At 71.4% G+C, this 18,531-nt stretch carries 17 protein-coding genes; 4 read left to right on the forward strand and 13 right to left on the reverse strand.

Annotated features, from left to right (window positions below):
* Positions 1–5 precede the first annotated feature (5 nt).
* The 7 genes from LE181_RS06970 to LE181_RS07000 form a co-directional block, all read right to left on the reverse strand.
* Positions 6–1,574, reverse strand: a complete 1,569-nt coding sequence (locus LE181_RS06970; RefSeq protein WP_225660276.1) for an MFS transporter — start codon at positions 1,572–1,574, stop codon at positions 6–8.
* The gene (locus LE181_RS06975) at positions 1,571–2,362 is read right to left on the reverse strand and encodes a thioesterase II family protein (protein ID WP_225660277.1); all 792 of its coding nucleotides are present in this window, start codon (positions 2,360–2,362) and stop codon (positions 1,571–1,573) included. The genes LE181_RS06970 and LE181_RS06975 overlap by 4 nt, the downstream gene beginning before the upstream one ends.
* Entirely contained in the window at positions 2,359–3,645 is a 1,287-nt protein-coding gene (locus LE181_RS06980) for a beta-ketoacyl-[acyl-carrier-protein] synthase family protein (protein ID WP_225660278.1), read from the reverse strand. Before LE181_RS06980 ends, LE181_RS06975 begins: the two co-directional genes overlap by 4 nt.
* Positions 3,642–3,932 carry an acyl carrier protein gene (locus tag LE181_RS06985; RefSeq protein WP_225660279.1) on the reverse strand — a complete coding sequence of 97 codons (291 nt, stop codon included), beginning with the start codon at positions 3,930–3,932 and terminating at the stop codon, positions 3,642–3,644. The genes LE181_RS06980 and LE181_RS06985 overlap by 4 nt, the downstream gene beginning before the upstream one ends.
* 41 nt (positions 3,933–3,973) lie before the next feature.
* On the reverse strand, positions 3,974–5,227 hold the full coding sequence (locus tag LE181_RS32425; protein WP_225660280.1) for a cytochrome P450: 1,254 nt from the start codon (positions 5,225–5,227) through the stop codon (positions 3,974–3,976).
* Positions 5,228–6,175: 948 nt separating this feature from the next.
* Entirely contained in the window at positions 6,176–6,562 is a 387-nt protein-coding gene (locus LE181_RS06995; RefSeq protein ID WP_225660281.1) for a VOC family protein, read from the reverse strand.
* Positions 6,563–7,236: 674 nt separating this feature from the next.
* On the reverse strand, positions 7,237–7,611 hold the full coding sequence (locus tag LE181_RS07000) for a hypothetical protein (protein WP_225660282.1): 375 nt from the start codon (positions 7,609–7,611) through the stop codon (positions 7,237–7,239).
* Positions 7,612–7,712: 101 nt separating this feature from the next.
* Here LE181_RS07000 and sigJ point away from each other — a divergent pair, with 101 nt between their 5' ends.
* Complete coding sequence (sigJ, locus tag LE181_RS07005; RefSeq protein WP_225660283.1) at positions 7,713–8,633, forward strand: RNA polymerase sigma factor SigJ; 921 nt, start codon at positions 7,713–7,715, stop codon at positions 8,631–8,633.
* Positions 8,634–8,696: 63 nt separating this feature from the next.
* Here the strand turns inward: sigJ and LE181_RS07010 are convergent, their stop codons facing one another.
* Positions 8,697–9,644 (reverse strand): EamA family transporter, encoded by a 948-nt coding sequence (locus LE181_RS07010; RefSeq protein WP_372458275.1) that lies wholly within the window; start codon positions 9,642–9,644, stop codon positions 8,697–8,699.
* Positions 9,645–9,728: 84 nt separating this feature from the next.
* Between LE181_RS07010 and LE181_RS07015 the strand changes: the two genes are divergently transcribed.
* Positions 9,729–10,589, forward strand: a complete 861-nt coding sequence (locus LE181_RS07015) for a LysR family transcriptional regulator (RefSeq protein WP_308103089.1) — start codon at positions 9,729–9,731, stop codon at positions 10,587–10,589.
* Positions 10,590–10,621: 32 nt separating this feature from the next.
* On the opposite strand, the gene LE181_RS07020 is transcribed toward LE181_RS07015, so the two are convergent.
* On the reverse strand, positions 10,622–11,512 hold the full coding sequence (locus tag LE181_RS07020) for a LysR family transcriptional regulator (RefSeq protein ID WP_225660285.1): 891 nt from the start codon (positions 11,510–11,512) through the stop codon (positions 10,622–10,624).
* A 95-nt stretch (positions 11,513–11,607) separates the two neighbouring features.
* On the opposite strand from LE181_RS07020, the gene LE181_RS07025 reads away from it, so the two are divergent.
* Positions 11,608–12,486 carry a PhzF family phenazine biosynthesis isomerase gene (locus LE181_RS07025; RefSeq protein ID WP_225660286.1) on the forward strand — a complete coding sequence of 293 codons (879 nt, stop codon included), beginning with the start codon at positions 11,608–11,610 and terminating at the stop codon, positions 12,484–12,486.
* Positions 12,487–13,208: 722 nt separating this feature from the next.
* Here LE181_RS07025 and LE181_RS07030 read toward each other — a convergent pair.
* Complete coding sequence (locus LE181_RS07030) at positions 13,209–13,547, reverse strand: transposase (protein WP_225660287.1); 339 nt, start codon at positions 13,545–13,547, stop codon at positions 13,209–13,211.
* A 65-nt stretch (positions 13,548–13,612) separates the two neighbouring features.
* On the opposite strand from LE181_RS07030, the gene LE181_RS07035 reads away from it, so the two are divergent.
* Positions 13,613–14,560, forward strand: a complete 948-nt coding sequence (locus tag LE181_RS07035; RefSeq protein ID WP_225660288.1) for an NAD(P)H-binding protein — start codon at positions 13,613–13,615, stop codon at positions 14,558–14,560.
* Positions 14,561–14,829: 269 nt separating this feature from the next.
* Here the strand turns inward: LE181_RS07035 and LE181_RS07040 are convergent, their stop codons facing one another.
* From LE181_RS07040 to LE181_RS07050, 3 genes are all read right to left on the reverse strand, one after another.
* Complete coding sequence (locus LE181_RS07040; protein WP_225660289.1) at positions 14,830–15,045, reverse strand: hypothetical protein; 216 nt, start codon at positions 15,043–15,045, stop codon at positions 14,830–14,832.
* Positions 15,046–15,151: 106 nt separating this feature from the next.
* On the reverse strand, positions 15,152–16,624 hold the full coding sequence (locus LE181_RS07045) for an ATP-binding protein (RefSeq protein WP_225660290.1): 1,473 nt from the start codon (positions 16,622–16,624) through the stop codon (positions 15,152–15,154).
* Between the two features lie 616 nt (positions 16,625–17,240).
* On the reverse strand, positions 17,241–18,131 hold the full coding sequence (locus LE181_RS07050) for an AfsR/SARP family transcriptional regulator (RefSeq protein ID WP_225660291.1): 891 nt from the start codon (positions 18,129–18,131) through the stop codon (positions 17,241–17,243).
* Positions 18,132–18,531: the final 400 nt, after the last annotated feature.

An 18,531-nucleotide genomic window follows, 5' to 3' on the forward strand; every position in this document is an offset into this window, starting at 1 on the left:
AGAACTCACGTCTCGCCGGCCGGCTTTTCGGTGGTGCCGTGGCGGCGTGGTGCCGGGAGCCGGCAGGCGGCGGCGAGAGCGGCGCCGAGGGTGACGCCACCGGCGGTGAGGGCGGTGTGGGTCAGACCGGTGACGAAGGACTCGGTGGCTGCCGACAGGAGGCGGTGTCCGGCATCAGCCGGGAGGCGGGCCGAGAGGGCGCGTGCGGAGAGGATGCTGTCGGCGGCCGTGTCCAGGGGGCCGTCGGCGTGGGCCGCTCCCAGCCGTTCGTGCAGGTGGTTGCTGTAGACGGTGGTGAGGACGGACCCCTGAACGGCGACGCCGAGGGTTGAACCGACCTGGCGGGTGGCGTCGTTGATGGCTGAGCCGAGACCCGCTCGATGGGCGGGCACGGCCGACATGACGGTTTCGGTCGCCGCGGCGGCGGTCAGACCCGCGCCCGTGCCGGCGACGGCCTGGAAGAGGAGGAGATGGCCGTAACCGGACGTGGCGGTGGTCGTGGCCAGGATCGCGAAGCCTGCCGTAACAGTGATCAGCCCGGTGACGAGGGGGAGTTCGTCTCCCCACCGGGTGGCCATGGGCAGGGTGAGGGCGGCTCCCGCCGCCAGACCGACCGGCAGCGGCAGCGTGCGCAGCCCTGCCTGCCATGGGCTGTACCCCCACACTCCTTGCAGGTAGAGCGTGGTGACGAACAGCGCACCGAAGAGGCCGAAGGACATCAGTGCCAGCGCAGCCGCACCCACGCCGATGCGGGAGCGGCCCAGGAGTGCCGGGGGGAGCATGGGGTGGCGGGCGCGGGCCTGCCGGGCGGCGAAGGCTGCCAGCAGGAGGCCGGCTGCCGCGTAGGCGGCCAGGATCCGTGGGCTGGTCCACCCTCGCGCCGGGCTGTCGATGACAGCCCCTACCAGGGCGAGCAGGCCCGCCCCGGACAGCAGGGTGCCGGGGAGGTCGAGAGGCTCGCTGACGGGTGAGCGGGATGCGGGGACGATCAGCAGGGCGAGCACGAGGGTTGTTGTGGCGAAGGGAAGGTTGATCCAGAATCCGGCGCGCCAGGAAAAGTGCTCGACGAGCCAGCCGCCGATCAGGGGGCCGGTCAGACCGCCCATCCCGCCCATGGCCGTCCACAGCGCGATGGCTCGCCGGCGCAGGGCGGGTTCGGGAAAGAGGTGGTGGATGATCGACAAGGTCGCCGGCATGAGCAGGGCTGCGCCGGCGCCCATGGCGCCGCGGGCGGTGATGACCTGGGCCGGGTTCCGGCCGAGGGCGCCGAAGACCGATGCGGCGGCGCACAGGGCGAGACCGGCGGTGAAGGCGCGGCGGCGGCCGATGCGATCGGTCACCGACCCTGTCGCCAGGACCGTGCCGCCGAGAACGAGGGGGTAGGCGTCGACGATCCATTGGACCTCGGCCATCGTGGGGTGCAGGTCGTCGTGGAGGTCGGGAACGGCGACGTTGAGGATGGTCAGGTCCATGCCCAGGAGGAAGAAGCCCAGGCAGACGGTGGCGGCCGCTGCCCAGCGGTGGAGGGTGTGTGCTGGACGTGCCGGTGACCGTTCGCGGGGCCAGACGGTCATGGTGACTCCTGGCAGCCAGTGATGACGCGCAGGTCCCGGCAGAGCTGTTGGGTCAGTGCTGGTCCCTGTTCCAGCAGGTAGGTGTGGCGGCCGGGGAAGAGGCGGACGGGCAGGGGGTGCGTGGTCAGCGCGTCCCAGGCGAGGTGTTCTCGTGTGGCGAGAGGATCGTCCTCGCCTCCGTAGACAGCCAGGGGGATCTCCAAAGGTGCTTCGTGCGCGTGCTGATGCTGAAGACAGACGAGAACGTCGGCGATCAGCGGGGCTGCTGCGCGGACCAGCAGGGGGAGGCAGCTGGGGCTGCCGAGCGCCCTGTCGGGCAGCTCGCCGAGGAGATCCACGGGCAGGGCTCCCTTGCCCGCCAGTCCCTGGATGACCTGACGGTGCCAGACGCCCAGGTGCGGGGCCGGGTGGGCGGATACGGCCAGGAGGACGGGGAGCTGTCGCTGTGCGCGGCGCAGGTGGCGGGTGGTTTCGTAGGCGAGGAGGGCGCCGGTGCTGTGGCCGAACACAGCGAAGGGCCGCCGGTCGCATGCGCTGTGGATCAGGTCGGCGAGGGCGTGGAACAGCTCGCGGGGGTGGGTGAGGAAGGGTGGGCCGGCCGGCGCGCCACGACCGGGCAGCTGGACGCCGTACAGCTCGATGTCCGGGGGAAGGTGGGGCACCCAGGGCCGGTAGAAGGAGGCATCCGCTCCGGCGGGCGGCAGGCAGTACAGGCGTAGGCCGGCGTCGGGCCGAGGAGCCAGGGCGGTCAGCGACGGTCTGGCGTATGCCGTGTCGTCGGGCGTCATGAGGTGGTGTGCCCTCGGGGTGAGGGCGGGTGTCCGGACGAGGCGCCCGGCGCCGTGGTGCCGCATCCGACGAGGACGACTGCCGCGTTGTGGCCGCCGAATCCGAAGGAGTTGCTCAGCACCGCTTCCATGCGGTGTTTCCTGGGCCTGGTGCTGACGACGTCGAGGTCGATGCGGGGGTCGATCCTGTCGAGGTTGGCGGTGGGCGGGATGAGCTGCGCTTCGAGGGAGAGGATGCTGCAGGCGGCTTCGATCGCGCCGGCCCCGCCGAGGGCGTGGCCGAAGACCCCCTTGTTGGCCGTGACGGGGGGCGGCGTGCCGAACAGCCGGCGCAGTGCTGTGGCTTCGGCAATGTCGTTGCTGGGCGTGGACGAGCCGTGGGCGTTGACGTGGTCGATGTCCGCGGGGGTCAGGCCAGCGTCGGTGAGTGCTGCCCGCATGGCCAGGGCCGCTCCCGTGCCTTCGGGGTCGGGAGCGGTCGGGTGGTAGGCATCGGCCGAGGCGCCGAACCCGGCGAGCAGGGCGCGGCACCGGGCCCCGCGGGCCCGGGCGTGTGCGCTGTTCTCCAGGACGAGGACGGCGGCGCCTTCGCCCAGGACGAATCCGTCACGGTCGGCGTCGAACGGGCGGGAAGCGCGGGCGGGATCGTCACGGCGGGAGGAGAGGGTGGTCATCTGGGCGAAGCACACGGCTGCCATCGCGGATTGCGGCGGGGCCTCGGCTCCTCCGGCAAGGACGATGTCGCAGCGGCCGGCGGCGAGGAGGTCCTTGGCCACACCCAGTGCCGTGGTGCCGGAAGCGCAGGCGGTGGAGACGGCGAGGTTGGGGCCCCTGGCACCCAGGGCCATGGCGATCTCGCCGGCGGCCATGTTGGGGATGGAGCGTGGCAGGAGCAGCGGGGAGACCGCTCGCGGCCGGCCGGCCGCGAACTTGGCGAAGCCCGGCCCCCAGCCCTCCATGCTGGCGGAGCCCACACCGATGACGACTCCGATGCGGCTGCCGTCCCACGCATCGGGGTCCAGGCCCGCGTCGGTCACCGCCATCTGCGCGGCGGCCACGGCGAGGTACGTGAAGCGGTGCATGCGCCAGCTGAGGCGCTGGGTGTACGGCTCGGCCTCGAAGGAGGGTACGCGGCAGGAGAAGTCGACGGGCAGCCCTTTGAGGACCGGGTCGAAGCACGCGGTCGAGACACCTCGGCACAGCCCCTCCCAGGTCGCCTCGGGGCTCGTACCCGCCGGGGTGAGCAGGCCCATGCCCGTGACGGCGACATCACCGGCGCTCACGGGGACTCCCCCGGGAACAACGGGGCGCCTGCCTGTCCTGGCGGCAGGACGCTCTGGAGGGCCGCGCAGATCGCGCTGAGCGGGGTTGTCGTGCCCAGACCGGCCTCGCCGGTGTCCGGCAGCTCGATACCGGTCTGGTCCTCGAAGCGAACAGTCAGCTCCAGCAGGGCCAGTGAGTCCAGGCCCAGTTGCTCCAAGGTCACATCGGGGGTGATGGCGTGCCGGTCCACGGAGAAGGTCTTCGCCAGTTCATCGGCTACTTGATCGAAGAGGTGAGGCTGTGTCATCGCACCGCTCCAAGCAGGGTGGGGGACGGAGGGAGACGGCTTCAGGGGCCTGCCGGTGGCCGCGCCCGCCAGCGGACGGGCAGCCGGCGCAGGCCGCGGACCGACAGGCTGTCCTTGTAGCTCCACTCGCCTGTCAGTTGTGGCCGGCAAGGGGCCAGGGCTGACAGGACGATGTCGGCCTCCAGGCGTGCCAGGGCCGCTCCCAGACAAAAGTGCGGCCCTCCGCCGAAGGACAGGTGCCGTGGTGGTGCGTCCTTGCTTCCCGAGCCCGCGGGTCCGAGGTAGCGGTCGGGCAGGAAGGCATGAGGCTGTTCGTACACGTGGGGATCACGGTTGGCCGCGGCGAGGAGAACGGCCACCGTGGTGCCCTTCTCCACTTCCGCCCCGTCCACATCGGCACCGGTCAGGGCGCTACGGGCAGTCCCCATCACGGGAGGGTGCAGGCGCAGTACTTCTTCCACCATGGCCTGACGCTTCTGCGGCTCTTCTGCCATCCTCCAGCCGGCGCCCTCGGGCAGACGGGCCAGTTCGAGCACGGCGCTGCTCAGGAGGTCGACAGTGGTCTCGTATCCGGCACTCATCACCAGACCGCACGTTGTCAGCAGCTCTCCCGTGCTCGCGCCGCCGGAATGCACCATGGTGCTCACCAGGTCGCCCTGCGGCGTGTGGCGGCGGCGCTCGGCCAGCTTGCGGAAGTAGCGCATGAAGCGGTAGCGGGCCTGCCCGATCGCGGGGTCGGCAGCGGGGTGGGCCGCGTCGTCCAGGCCGCGTACCACCAGCCGGGAGTCGTGGTGGAACTGGTGCCGGTCCGGCTCCGGGATGCCCAGGAAATCGCTGATCACCGACATGGCCAGCGGCTCGGCGAAGTCCGTGACGAAATCGATGTCCCGGCCGGCGCGCTCGCGGACCAGTGCCCTGACACGGGCGCTCAGGGTGCTCTCCATGGCCGCGATCCGGTGCGGGGCGAACCGGGTGGCGACCTGCCCGCGCAGACGGGCGTGCCCCGGAGGGTCGAGCTGCATGAAGGAGCGGGCGCGGACGCCGGCGAGCGTCGTGCCGTACAACGTCGTGGCACCGTGACCGAACCGTGGATCGCGCAGCACCCGCGCGGCCGCCCGGTGGCCCAGCGCGGCGACCGTTCCGCCGGGCAGCCGGCGCACCGGCCCTTCGGCCAGGGCCGGGGAGGCGCGGGCGTAGGGGTCGGCGATGAACCCCGGGCTGCCGACGTCGGCGCCGAACAGCACGGAGAGGTCCTGGAACATGATGCGGATCCCGTCCGCCGGTGTGTCGTTCACAGCGGCCCCACCCCTCCCGTCTCCGGCACCAGGAGCCGGCGGCCCGTCGCCGCCGGGAGCGTGGCACGGCGTCCGGCGAAACCGGCGGCGGCGTCGCGGGCGCGCAATACCGTGGCATGCCGGTCCTCTTCCGCCGTCCCATGCCGCGCCCAGGCACTCCACGACTCCGAGAAGCTGGACACCACGCAGACTTCCCCGACGCAGTGGCCCTGTCCTCCTGGCCTTACAAGACGATTCCCTCGCAGATGGCTATGTATGGGGACATCGCTGGACTTTCCGCCGATCGGGTGAGGCGTATCCATGTCGGTGGTATCGGTTGTTGCCATCGGGGTGGCCGGCGCCACCACCGTCTGCCGGGGGCGGTGTGTTCGGGGCCGTAACGTTCGGCAGGCTGCGGTGACCAGTTGGGGGGCGCTACCGAAGTGCCTGAGGCACGGGGGGCACGGAATTGGTCGAGCGGCCCGGCGGCCGCCCTGTCCCCGGCAGCCCTGTGGGCAGCGCCCTGATGCCGACCCGGCGGACGGGACACTCCTGCCCAGGCGTAGTGTCGCGTGCAGGGCAACGTGGGGGATGTCATGACATTTGGTTCACTGGTCATGTTCTGCTTTGGTCTGGCCGTTGTGGCCATCGTGGGCGTGGGTCCGCTGGGCATGTATGCGTTCATCCGCAACCGTGTACCCGGCCGACCGCTGCGCCGCATCGTGCGTAACCCCCGACTGTGGGGGCTGGGCCTCCTGCTCCAGGTCGCAAGCCTGCTCACCCACTCGTGGGCCCTCCTGGTCCTGGGCTTGGTCTGCACTATCTGCGGTCATGTCCTCAGGCCCACCGGATAGAACCGCTGTCTGTGGGGGGGAGCGGCTGGTACCGGACACGGCCCAGGCCGCGAGGTCCTGGCCTATCGTCACGAGACGGGAGTTCCGCAAGGTCACAAGCAAACGAAATGGCTTGTTACTCACTGTGCATGATCTGAATCAGATTGCCGCAGGTGTCGTCCAGAACCGCAGTCGTGACCGTGTCCTCCTTCGCCGGCTCCTGGGTGAAGCGCACGCCGAGTTCGCGCAGCCGGTTGTACTCTGCTTGTACGTCGTCCACGGCGAAAGAGGCGGCTGGGATGCCGTCTTGAGCCAGCGCCGTCTTGTACGGCTGCACTGCGGGGTGGCCGGAGGGCTCAAGCAGCAGTTCCGTCCCGTCGGGGTCCTCCGGCGAGACCACGGTCAGCCAGCGGTCCGTACCCACCGGGATGTCGTGCTTCTTCACGAAGCCCAGCACATCGGTGTAGAAGCGCATGGCCTTCTCCTGATCGTCGACGAAGACGCTGGTGAGGTGGATCCTCATGGGGTGCTCTCCGGTACATCGGGCCTGAGCCATCGGGTTCCCGATGCGCTCAAGGAATTCGGTGTTCAGGTCGTGGAAAGTCTTGCGGCCTCGGCGCCGTGGAACGACCGGCCCCGTAGATCCCAGCAGTGCCGATTGCCGGCTGATCACCTGGCGGACAGCCCTCGGCCGTGCTCGGTCACGAGCCGTGTGCGATTCCCGAACGGGCTACGCCGTACGCCTCCACGTTAGGGTCCTGACGTCGCCTCATCGAAGAGACGCGCCCTAGACGAGCGCATCTGTGCCACCAGGTTTCTCGACCAGAGCCCTGCACGCGCAGCCGAAAAAGGTCTTACTGGGCGAGCGACGCCGCGCTCTTACCTCCCAAGGCCGGATAGATGGAAAAGGAGGTCCGGCAAGGCACCGCGAACCTCAGACAGGGCGTTCGTGCGCGGAGGAGTGGCGGGTGCTGGAGGGGGCTCCGGTAAGCCGGTTCGGTTCAGCGGCTCGGTCTTGCCGGGCTGTGGCGCCACAAGGAGAGGGCGCTGGCAGGCCCGTGCACCCCGCGGGCATGCCTCAGCGGCGGTCGGCGCTGTGCGTCATCACCGTAGCCGGGCAGTCCGGTGGCGCGGGCCCCCATCGCACACCGCAGCATTCTTCCGGGACGTCCGCCGGCGGCGGCCACGCCGTGGACCCTAGCGCCGGGCCAGTGCCAGCACGCTCAGACCGAACATCAGGACACCCAGGGGGACGTGGACCGACGAGACGTGTGCGATGCCGAGCACGACCTGGACCGAGGCGAGTGCGAGGAAGCCCGACGCGTGCCAGACAGGCCGGGGTGAGCCGCCGCCCGGCTTCCACGCCAGCACTGCCGCGAGCACGTACAGCATCGACGCCCCGTACATCACCCGGGCTCCGACACTGTGCAGGGTCTCTCCGTAGGACGAGGTGAGCAGCAGTCCGGCAGAGACCGCCTGCAGGAGGATGGTCAGGGTCTGCAGGGCGATCGCGATCTGCAGGAACGAGGAGCTGCGTTGCGTATTCGCCGTCTTCGTCATCTGAGTGGCCATGCCGCAGTCCCCTTGTCCGCCCTCGGGCAGTAGGTCGATAAGGTCTCATCAGTCCGACGACGCGGGCCTGCGAAAGGTAAGGCGAGGGGGCGGCCGAAAGCATGGGGACTGTCGGGACCAGCAGAGATGAGACGGCCGGCGAGCGACGCCATTTGATCAATGTCGCTTACCGGTTGCTCGGTTCGGTGACCGAGGCCGAGGACGCCGTGCAGGATGCCTATGCACGCTGGTACGGGCTGCCGCGACACCGGCAGGAGGAGATCCTCTCCCCCGGCGCCTGGCTGACGACGGTGACCGGTCGGATCTGTCTGGACCTCCTCGGCTCGGCGCGGGCCCGGCGCGAACGCTATGTCGGCGCGTGGCTGCCCGAGCCGCTGCCCGACCGCACCGAGTGGGACTACGCGGGCAGCGCCGACCCCACCGGCTGTCCTGCAGACCCCGCCGACCAGATCGTCCTGGACGAGTCGGTGAGCATGGCCTTCCTCGTCGTCCTGGAGTCGATGACGCCCGCCGAGCGGGTGGCGTTCGTCCTGCACGACGTCTTCCGGTATCCGTTCGCCGAGATCGCCGACGTCCTCGGCCGGACACCTGCGGCGTGCAAACAGCTGGCGGCCTCCGCACGGCGGCGGGTGAACGTCACGCGCGCTCCGGTGGCGGCCACCGGTCAGGCGGGCGTGGTGAAGCACGTCAAAGAGGCATGGGAGGCCAAGGACATCGCAGCGCTCATCGGTCTCCTCAACCCGGCCGCCGTGATGACCGCCGACGGCGGCGGGAGGGCCGGCGCCGTCCTGCGTCCCGTCGAGGGCGGCGCGCGCATTGCCCAGTACATGGTCGCCATGGCCGACAAGGCTCCGGGCCTGGAACTCCTGGAGCGGTCGGTCAACGGTGTGCCGGGCCTGGTGGCCCAGCGGGCCGGCGTCGTCATGACCGTAGCCTCGTTCGACGTGTCCGACGGGCGCGTCACCCGGATCTGGGCGGTCCGCAACCCGGAGAAGCTCCGTCCGTGGGTGCGACACGGCTAGCCAAGAGGCGACCGTAACGTCGGAGCCGGGATGGCGCGCCGGTCCCGGCGGCCCTCGGGCCCGTCATCCCTTCCCGGCTCCGCCCGCGCGTACCGCTCCCGCGCTGGCGGCTACGACCAGGGCGATCGCCAGGCACTGCAGGGCCGACAGAGACTGTCCCAGCACCAGGAAGCCGGCCAGTGCCGCAACCGCCGGCGCAAGGCACATCAGCACCGCGAAGGTCGCCGCGGGAAGGCGGCGCAGGGCCAGGAGTTCGAGTGCGTAGGGCACTCCCGAGGACAGCAGCGCCACGGCCAGGCCCAGTCCCAGGACCTCCGGTTCGAGCAGTGTGGTGCCCGCTGAGCCGATGCCCAGCGGCAAGGTCACCAGTGCGGCCACGACCATCGCCACGGCCAGGCCGTCCAGTCGCGCGAAGCGGGCCCCGGCGCGGGAGCTGCAGATGATGTACGCCGCCCACATGCCGCCCGCGGCGAGCGCGTAGCCGGTGCCCGCCGGGTTGAGCTGGTCGAAACCGCCCTGCCCGAGCAGGAAGACGCCCGCGAGCGCCAGTACCGCCCACACCCAGCTCGCTGCCCGGCGGGCGGTGACCACGGAGAGCAGCAGCGGGCCGAGGACCTCCAAGGTCACTGCCGGGCCCAGCGGGATCCGGTCGATCGCCTGGTAGAAGAAGGTGTTCATGCCTGCCAGCGCGAGCCCGAAAGCGCCGGCGACGGCCCAGTCCGAACGGCTGCGGCCGCGCAGCCGGGGACGGCACAGCACCAGCAGCAACGCGGCCGCCAGCGTCACCCGCAACGTCACGACGCCCAGGGCTCCGGCGCGCGGGAAAAGCAGGGCAGCCACGGCGGAGCCGAACTGCACCGAGACGGTGCCGGCCAGCACCAGGGCGATGCCGGCGACACTGCCGGCGCTTGCAGGTGCCGCCGCCGCACGGATACGGCCCGCCACGGGTGCGGTGTGCGCCGCCGCGGGCGCAGCCGCAGTTGCCGTTGCCGTTGTCCCTTGAGGCCTCATGCTCGTGTTCGTCATGCCCCCACGCTAGAAAGTCCGCCCCCGCCCTGTGAAATGCCAGCTGAACGGCGTTTATGCTTGCGAGGCATGAGCATGGAACTGCGGCACCTGCGTGCCTTTCTCACCATCGCCGAGGAAGGCACCATCACCCGGGCCGCAGCCCGTCTGCACACCGGCCAGCCCGCGCTCTCCCGCACGCTGCGCCAGCTCGAAGACCACCTCGGCGTCCGCCTGATCGACCGTTCCACGCACCACCTGGCACTCACGGCGGCAGGCCGGGCGTTCCACGACAAGGCGGCCGCCGCACTGACTGCCGTGGACAGAGCTCTGGACCCGCGCTCCCTCACGACCCAGCCACTGCGCCTCGGTCACCCGTGGGCCGCCCTTGGCCACTACACCATCCCCCTGCTGCGCCGCTGGGACGAAGAACATCCCGGCGTACCCCTGGAATTGCGCCGCATCGACGACCGAACCGCCGGCCTCACCCAGGGCCAGGTCGACGCCGCGCTGCTGCGCGGACGCGTCACGGCACCAGGGCTGGCCACCGAACTGCTGCTGGAAGAAGAACGCGTGGCAGTCGTACCCGCCGGCAGCGAACTCGCCGAGCACGCCACCCTCACGCTGGCAGACCTCGCACCGTGGCCGGTCGCCCTGAACACAGTGGCAGGCACCACCACCCTGGACCTGTGGCCCGCCACCGCGCGCCCCGCCGCGACGATCGAGGTCACCAACACCGACGAGTGGCTGACAACGATCGCGGCGGGCAGGGCCGTAGGCATCACCACCTCGGCAACGCCCCGCCTGCACGAACATCCCTCGATCACTTACCGCCCGCTGACCGACGCCCCACCCGTGCCCCTGCTCCTGGCCTGGCACCACGGCACCCCCACCCACCCCGCCCTCCCTGACCTGATCCACCTCACCCACAAGATCGTCACGGGGCGTTGAGGGGAGTATTGAGGGGAGTTCCGTAGCCGCCGTCACCCGGCTGCGAGGTGCCGCTTGAGCTCGTCGGTCACCGCCCGCACTCCGGGCGAGGCCCAGCGTCGGCGGTGCCGTGCCAGCTGGAGGGGGACGTCGGGGATCGGCGGGCCGGGTACGACGTCCAGGCGGCCGGCGTGCAGCGCCTCCTCGACGGTGGCGCGGGGCAGCAGGGTGAGGCCGAGTCCGGCCGCCACGCACGAACGAGCCGCCTCGATGCTGCCGAAGCGCGTCAGCCGCGTCCGGGCGCCCGGAACCGCCAGCAGGCGGTCGGCGAGCCGGTCGCTGTAGGAGCAGCCCGGTTCGTGGAGGAAGAAGGACTCCCCCGCGAGTTCCTCCCAGGTGACCGGCTCCGTCCGCTGCACGAAAGGATGCTGGGGAGCACAGACGAGGACCAGCGGTTCGTCCGCGAGGTGTTCGACGTCGATGTCGGGTGCGTCGACGCCGTCTTCCAGCAGCAGCGCGACGTCCAGCCGGCCGGCGCGCAGGCCGTCGAGAGCATCGGTGGTTCCCGCGGGCCACAGGTCGACTTCGAGACCGGGGTGGAGCCGGCGCAGGGCGGCGATGACACCGGGCAGCCGGGCCGAGCAGAGCGTCTCGCCCGCTCCGACGACGACCCGGCCGGCGGGTGGCCCGTCGGCGGCGGCCGCCGCGCGCAGCCGTGACACCGCGTCCAGCACGCTCTCCGCCTCGCCCAGCAGACGCCTGCCGGCCTCGGTGACCGCCACGCCCCGGGGCAGCCGGTCGAAGAGCCGGGTGCCCAGCTCCTTCTCCAGGGCCTGGACTTGGGCGGTGACCGTCGACTGGGCGAGGTGCAGCTCGGCGGCCGTCGCGGTGAAGCTCCGGGTTCTGACGACGGTGGTGAAGGTGCGCAGGAGTCGGGTGTCCACGGGGCACAGCATAGGAGATGCCATCGGATGTACAGATACCTTGCATCGGAATCCATCGCTTGTGCCGATTCCTTTCGGTGAGGGAGAGTTGGGCCATGACCACCGATGTCCTCACCCCTGATTCCGCCACCCAGGTTCTGCGCTACGCCGCCTTCACCGACTACCCCGCGGGCGGCAACCCCGCAGGCGTCGTCCTCGACGCCGCCCTGCTCGACGAGGCCGCGATGCTGGCGATCGCCGCCCGCGTGGGGTACTCCGAAACCGCCTTCGTCACCGAGGCCGACGCGGCGGCGCGGCGCTTCAGGCTCCGGTTCTTCAGTCCCCTGGCCGAGGTCGCGTTCTGCGGTCACGCCACCGTCGCCACCGCAGTGGCCCTGGCCGAACGCCTCGGCCCCGGCGAGCTGACATTCGACACGGAGGTGGGCGAGATCCCGGTGGCGACGTCCACCGACGGACAGGGCGCGGTCCGGGCCACCCTCACCAGCGCGCCCACCCGCTCTCTGCCGGCCGGGGACACCGAGCTGGACGCGGCACTCGCCGCCCTGGGCTGGGCCCGTGCAGACCTCGACCCGGCGCTGCCGCCCCACGTCGCCTACGGCGGCAACGAGCACCTCGTCGTGGCCGTGGCCTCGCGCGCCCGACTGGCAGATCTCTCCTACGACTTCGACGCATTGGCCGACGTCATGCGGTCCCAAGGGTGGACCACCGTGCAACTGGTCCACCGGGAGACCGAGCAGCTCTTCCACGCCCGCGATCCCTTCCCCGTGGGGGGCGTCGTGGAGGATCCGGCCACGGGCGCGGCCGCCGCCGCACTGGGCGGCTACCTGCGGGCGACCGGCCAGATCCGCCGGCCCATGACGATCCGTATCCGCCAGGGCGAGGACATGGGCCGCCCCAGCGACCTCGTCGTCGACGTCGACCCCGCCGACGCCCGTGTACGGGTCACCGGCCGGGCGGTCGCCCTGCCCCGGTAGGGACGTCGGCCGCCGCCTGCCGCCCGACGCCGATCCGAAGCCGGTCCGGCTGTGGCGGTCCGGGGCCGGTGCCACCGCGGCCGACGTCGGCCGCTGCCGTCAGGTCTTCCTGCGGAGGCCAGATGTCGAGCACTCTTCGTGTGGTGCAGCAGATCCGCGGTGGACCTGGCTCGTCATCGCCCGCCCGACTCGGCCGCCGTGGCACCCGGCTCCGGCTGAGCTGGAGGTCGCGCCGTCATGGTGCCAGACGGAAGCCCTTCGCCTTCACCTGCTCCAGCGTCCCCTCTGCTCATCACCGCCGCCGGTGGGCCGGTTCCGCCTCCGGCGCCGGCTCTTGCGGAGCGGCGCACCAACTCGCCGGCGGCGAGTGTCATGGTGGCCACGACACGGACCCAGCGAGGCCCGCCCCGCTCCGCCCACACCACGCATGCGCACCCACCGACAGCGAGCGCGAGGACGCCGAGCAGCACCACGACGGTCATGACCCAACCTCTGCAATCATCCGTAAGTCCAGGTGATCGTCTCAGCTATGGAAGGAGTGCCGCCATCCGCGGTCGGGCTTCTGCGGCAACACCGGTACGACGCGGTCCCACGGGGCGATGGCGCCGCCCTCCCGAAGCTGTCTCCCGGAGAGGGACCCGTGACGCCGAGCGCAGGTCCGCACGCTGGTCTACGCGTCGTGGGCGCCGGAAGCCGTTGCCCTGTCTCGTTTGGTGACTTTCTCAGCGGTGGACGCGGCGTGCCGCGCACTCGTGGATCGTCCTGGTCCAGGCGGCGAGCGCCGGGGTGCGGGACGTCGCCTCGCTCAGGTTCTGCCACAGATTCGCACCGCTCCAGCGGATGAACCAGCGGTGGGCCGTAGGCACGCTGACCCTGAACGAGGAGGGCAGTTGCTGCCATGCACAGCCGCTGGTGACCACATAGACGACGGCGACCATGACCCTGCGCGCGTCAGCCGCCGCCCTGCCACCGCCCTGGGGCCGCGGCGGCACGGCAGGCAGAAGCGGACGGGCCGCCGCCCACATCTCGTCGGGGACCAGGCGCTGTGCGAGTGCCTCCATTCCCCTGATCGTACGCACCCGCGGCAAGCCACCCCGCTGACCCGCCACATGAGACATGAGCCCATATGCGCACCGCAGTCATGCGGGCCTATCGTCGGCCGTTCACCGACGAGTTCGGCACCAACCACGAAGGGGAAAACATGACCATTCTCGTGACGGGCGCGACGGGAAAGGTCGGCCGCGTCCTGGTCGACCGGCTGCTCCGCACCGGACAGCGAGTGCGGGCCCTGACCAGGAACCCGGAAGGAGCTCACCTTCCCGATGCCGTCGAGGTGGTGGCAGGCGACCTCACCGAACTCACAGGAGTGGCAACGGCACTTGACGGAGTGAACGGTGTCTATTTCCTGTCCGGTGCACTCGACCCCGAACGTGCGATACAACAGGCCCGCGCCTTCGTGAAGCTCGCCGCGGACGCGGCGGCCAGGCGCATCGTCGATCTCTCCGGCCTCGCCGTCACCGTGCGGCGGCCAGGCAGCTACGAAATGCTGCGCGACGTCGAGGAGGTCATCGAAGCCTCTGGTCTGGAATGGACGCACATCCGTCCGGGCGAGTTCGCCAGTAACAAGCTGGATATGTGGGGAGCGTCGATCCGCGCGGAGAGCACGGTACGCAGCGCCTTCCCCAACGCGCTCGGTGTCCCCCTTCACGAGGCGGACATCGCCGAAGTGGCCGCTGCGGCGCTCCTTTCGGAGGGCCATGCCGGGCAGGCGTACTCGCTGAGTGGGCCACAGCAGCTCACGCAGCGGGAGCAAGCCTCGGCGATCGCCGAGGGCCTGGGCAGGCCGCTGACCTTCGAGCCGTTGACGTACGGCCAGGCTCGCGCCGCGTACATCACGGCCGGGATGCCGTGGGACGTCGCCGAATACCTGCTGGGCTATCAGGCCGAGTACGCGGAAGAGCCGCCCGAGGTCCTGCCCGATGTCGAACGAGTCCTGGGCAGGCCAGGCCGCACGCTGGCACAGTGGGCCGCAGATCACGCATCCGACCTTTCAGATGATCCGCGCGGCAGGTGAAGGACTCGGCCGGTACTGTCGCGGGCCGACCCGACGCGTTCTGCTCGTTCCCGGCGTCGGAGGTTCCCACGTGACAGCCCGCCTTCGACGCTCCAGGCCGCTGCCGGTTCCCTGACCCGCCGACCGCCTCGCCGTCGCCACAGGGCCTCGACGCCTTCTTGAACGTGTAGGCGCCGCTGGGCTTACCGCCCGTCGAGGTGCGGTGAGCGGCAGGCGAGGCGGCACGGACCGGAGCCCGGGCCGCCCCTCCCCCGTCGTGGTGTGCCTGCTCAGTCGGACAGGAGGTACCCGTCGAACTCCCCTCCGTGGCAGAAGCCGCCTCGCCAGGGGTCCGTCGTCCCTCCTCCCAGACGGCACTGGGCTCGGGTGACGACCTTGGCCTCGGCGTCGCCGACGGCCACGGCGGGAGCCGCGGTCGTAGCGAGCAACGCCGAGCCGCACAGCAGCAGGGCGGCCAGCGTGCCTGCCCTCTTCCTCGAACGCATGGAAACTCCCCGTCGCAGGTGGTTGCCCTCCAAGAGGCGATGCCACCACTGTCATGGCCGACGCTGTCGGGACGGTCACTTCCTGGTCACGCGCTCCGGGCTCCGGTCACGGCTCTTCCACCCGTTCCACGGCCCGGAGGCAGGGGCTTGCCCGTGCCGGCGGCTCTGGTCCGGCATCCAGGAGGAGTGACCGGACGTGTGCGGACACGGTGCCGTCCGCGGCGCCGTCGGCGAAGGCGGCGGCGAAGGCCGCCGCGCCCAGTTCCTGCCTGGCCGAGCGCACGGCGTGGTCGTGCAGGTCGAGGAAGGGCCGGAGTCCGGCGAGCTCCACTCCCGTGGCCCGCCGCAGCTGGTGGGCCGCCCCGAGCAACCGTGCCGCCCATGCGTGCTTCTCGCCGGCGGCCGCCGCCCAGGCGAGGGCTTCGACACTCCACACCGGCCCCCAGCAGTCCCCGAGTTCCCACTGTCGTCGCAGGACGTCGCGGAAGAGAACGGCCGCTTCCCGGGTGTCGCCGTGCCGGAGCTCGGTCAGCCCCAGCACCCACAAGGCCCAGGAACAGGCCCACGGACTGCCCGCCGAACGGGCCTCGGCCAGAAGTCCGGCGGCAGCATCGGTGGCCTCCGTCCGGTCACCGAGGAAGGCGCATGCCATGGCCCGCAGCATGGCGGCCATGTGCGCGTCGCCCGTCATGCCGGCAGCGGCGAAGGCCCCCCGGGCCCGGTCCAGCTGCCCGGCGGCGGCCGGCGACGCACGCACGAGGAACGTCTCGGCTCCCCTCAGGAAGAGGACCGCCGGCGCGTCCCTTCCGCCGGGGACCCGCCGTGCGAGGTCGTAGCACTCGGCCAGCAGGGCACCGGCGGACTCCCGGTCCCCCTGGACCAGGCATGTCCACGCCCGCAGCGCGGCTGCCCCCAGCCGCACGGGTTCCGGGATCCGGGCGCCGGGGGACAGCAGGTGGTCGAACCATTGGCGTCCTTCGCCCAGGGTGCTGCTGAAGTGCCAGAAGCGGGTTCGTGTGAGGTTCGCGGTGATTTCCAGACCTGCGGCGACGCCGTCCCGGCGGGTCGCGGTGAAGTCGAGTGCCGCCCTGATGTTGGGGAGGTCCTGCCGCAGCCGGCTCAGCCACTCGACCTCGTCGGGGCCGCACCAGTCGGCCGCCGCGAGGGCGGTCAGGCGACCGTAGTGTTCGCGATGCCGTTCCCGGAGCCGTTCCTCGTCACCCAGGCCGCGCAGCCGCTCCAGGCCGTACTGCCGAATGGTTTCGAGCATGCGGTAGCGCGTCCGCTTGCCGCGGTGGACGACGGCGAGGATCGATTTGTGGACCAGCCCGGACAGAGCACGGACGATGTCGGCCCGGTCGATGCCGTTCCCGGAGCACACCTCCTCGGCCGCCGCGAGGTCGAAGTCGCCGGAGAACACCGACAGGCGGGCCCACAGCAAGCGTTCGCGCGCAGTGCAGAGGTGGTGGCTCCAGCCGACGATACCGCGCAAGGTGCGCTGGTACCGGGGCGTGTCGCGGGCTTCTTCGCCGGCCAGCAGGCGGAACCGGTCGTCGATCCGTTCGAGGAGCTCCTCCACCGACAGCGTGACCAGGCGGATCGCGGCGAGCTCGATGGCCAGGGGAATGCCGTCGAGCCGTCGGCACAGAGCCGCGGCCGGGCCGGTGACGGCGTCCCCCTCCGGCCGCCGGTCGCCCGGCGGCTCCTCGTCGGCGGCGGCTTCCGGGCCGGTCGGCGCGCCGTCACCACGGTCGTGGTGGGCAGGGCTCCGGGGGCCACAGCCGCCGCACGGTCCTTCAGGAGACGCAGTGCTTCCCCAGGGGTGAGGGGCGGCACCAGCCGGACGTGCTCGCCGGGCACGGCGAGCGGATGGCGGCTCGTGGCCAGGACGCGCAGCCCGGGGGCCGTCCTCATCAGGTCTTCGACCAATTCGCCGGCCGCCGCCGCCACATGCTCGCAGTTGTCGAGCAGCACGAGCATGCGCTTGCCTCGCACATGCTCGATCAGGCCGTGCCGGGCCGGGCGCGCGGAGTGGTCCCGTACGCCGAGGGCGGCGGCCACCGCCCGGTCCAGGAAAGAGGGGCCGGCGACCGCCGCGACGTCGGCCACCACCACTCCGTCCCGGACGTCCCCGCCCGTGATGCCGCCGACCACACGCAGCGCCAAGCGGGTCTTGCCCACGCCGCCCACGCCGGTCAGGGTGACGAGCCGGGTCTCCCGCAGGAGGAGCCGCACCTGGGCGATGTGCTCCTCGCGGCCGACGAACGACGTCGTCTCGGCCGGCAGGACAGGTGCCGGAGGAGTGCCGGACCGGGTGGGAGCCGGCGGCGGGGCCGGCGCGGCGTCATCGGCGAGCAGGCGGCGGTGCAGGTCGCGCAACCGGGCTCCGGGCTCGGTGCCGACTCGCGGCGCAGGATGTCCCTCGCGTTCCGGTAGACGCCGAGGGCCTCTCCCGGGCGACCGGCTCTCTGGAGGGCGAGCATGTGCTGGGCCCGGAAGCCCTCGTGCAGAGGATGGGCCGCGGTCAGTTCCCGGAGCTCCGCCAGGACGCGGGCGTGGCCGCCGAGCTCCAGCTCGGCGCGGATCCGCTTCTCCAGGGCCTGTGTCCGGCGCTCGGCCAGAACGGGGACGGCCTCCCTTGCCAGGGTCTGCGACGGCACGTCGGCCAGCGCCGGTCCCCGCCACAGCCCCAGGGCCTCGGTCAGCAGAGCCGCGCACGACGCCCAGTCACCGGCCGTCTCCGCGGCGTCGGCGCGCCGTACGAGCAGGTCGAACCGTGCCAGGTCCAGTGCGGGCCCGCGGACCTCCAGCAAGTAGCCCTGCGGACGGGTGTGCAGGGGCCCCTCACGGCCGGCGCAGCCCAGCGTGCGGCGCAGTCGCAGCACGTGGTTCTGGAGGGTGTTGCGTACCCCGGGAGGCGGGCTGGTGTCCCATACCCGGTCGACGAGCGTGTCCACCGTGACCACACGGTTGGCCTCCAGCAGGAGGCAGGCCAGCACCGCGCGCTGCTTCGGGGCGGTCACGGGGACGAGCAGGCCGTCGCGCACCACTTCGAGCGGTCCCAGCACCTTGTACTCGACATGCATACGAACAGCTCCGTCAGCACCCCATTCGGAACTTCCCCTGCACAACCGCCCGAAAGCCCACCCGCGACCGTAGCACCCGTCGTGTCCGACAGGGAACGGTGAGTCACGACGCGGCGGCTCCGTTCCCCACCGGCGCCGATGCCGGGCACCGCCGCGCCGGGGAACGGCCGGGTCCGCCGCGCCGTGTCGGACAAGGCGGGGACCGGCCACTTCCGTGGCGCACCGGAGTCGTGCACCTCACCGTGGCCGAAACGAGGTCCGCGGCCGGGGCGGCTCCGCCGGTCGGGCCTCGGCGCTCCACTTCTGACACAAGGTCACCCCGGGGCAGAGGGATCACAAGGGACCAATGATCATATTCCATGATCAGTGCAAATATTGGCCGAATTGCGTCAGTCCCGAT

Origin of the sequence: Streptomyces sichuanensis (assembly GCF_020328095.1) — a bacterium.
Lineage (GTDB): Bacteria > Actinomycetota > Actinomycetes > Streptomycetales > Streptomycetaceae > Streptomyces > Streptomyces cinnamoneus.

Excerpts from the sequence above, each read along its gene's own strand:
- LE181_RS07035 (WP_225660288.1), top strand. The coding sequence starts at position 13,613 with ATGCGCACCGCAGTCATGCGGGCCTATCGTCGGCCGTTCACCGACGAG.
- LE181_RS06985 (WP_225660279.1), bottom strand. The coding sequence starts at position 3,932 with ATGACACAGCCTCACCTCTTCGATCAAGTAGCCGATGAACTGGCGAAG.
- LE181_RS07010 (WP_372458275.1), bottom strand. The coding sequence starts at position 9,644 with ATGAGGCCTCAAGGGACAACGGCAACGGCAACTGCGGCTGCGCCCGCG.
- LE181_RS06995 (WP_225660281.1), bottom strand. The coding sequence starts at position 6,562 with ATGAGGATCCACCTCACCAGCGTCTTCGTCGACGATCAGGAGAAGGCC.
- LE181_RS06970 (WP_225660276.1), bottom strand. The coding sequence starts at position 1,574 with ATGACCGTCTGGCCCCGCGAACGGTCACCGGCACGTCCAGCACACACC.
- LE181_RS07015 (WP_308103089.1), top strand. The coding sequence starts at position 9,729 with ATGAGCATGGAACTGCGGCACCTGCGTGCCTTTCTCACCATCGCCGAG.
- LE181_RS07040 (WP_225660289.1), bottom strand. The coding sequence starts at position 15,045 with ATGCGTTCGAGGAAGAGGGCAGGCACGCTGGCCGCCCTGCTGCTGTGC.
- sigJ (WP_225660283.1), top strand. The coding sequence starts at position 7,713 with ATGGGGACTGTCGGGACCAGCAGAGATGAGACGGCCGGCGAGCGACGC.
- LE181_RS06975 (WP_225660277.1), bottom strand. The coding sequence starts at position 2,362 with ATGACGCCCGACGACACGGCATACGCCAGACCGTCGCTGACCGCCCTG.
- LE181_RS07000 (WP_225660282.1), bottom strand. The coding sequence starts at position 7,611 with ATGGCCACTCAGATGACGAAGACGGCGAATACGCAACGCAGCTCCTCG.
- LE181_RS07050 (WP_225660291.1), bottom strand. The coding sequence starts at position 18,131 with ATGCATGTCGAGTACAAGGTGCTGGGACCGCTCGAAGTGGTGCGCGAC.
- LE181_RS07025 (WP_225660286.1), top strand. The coding sequence starts at position 11,608 with ATGACCACCGATGTCCTCACCCCTGATTCCGCCACCCAGGTTCTGCGC.
- LE181_RS07030 (WP_225660287.1), bottom strand. The coding sequence starts at position 13,547 with ATGGAGGCACTCGCACAGCGCCTGGTCCCCGACGAGATGTGGGCGGCG.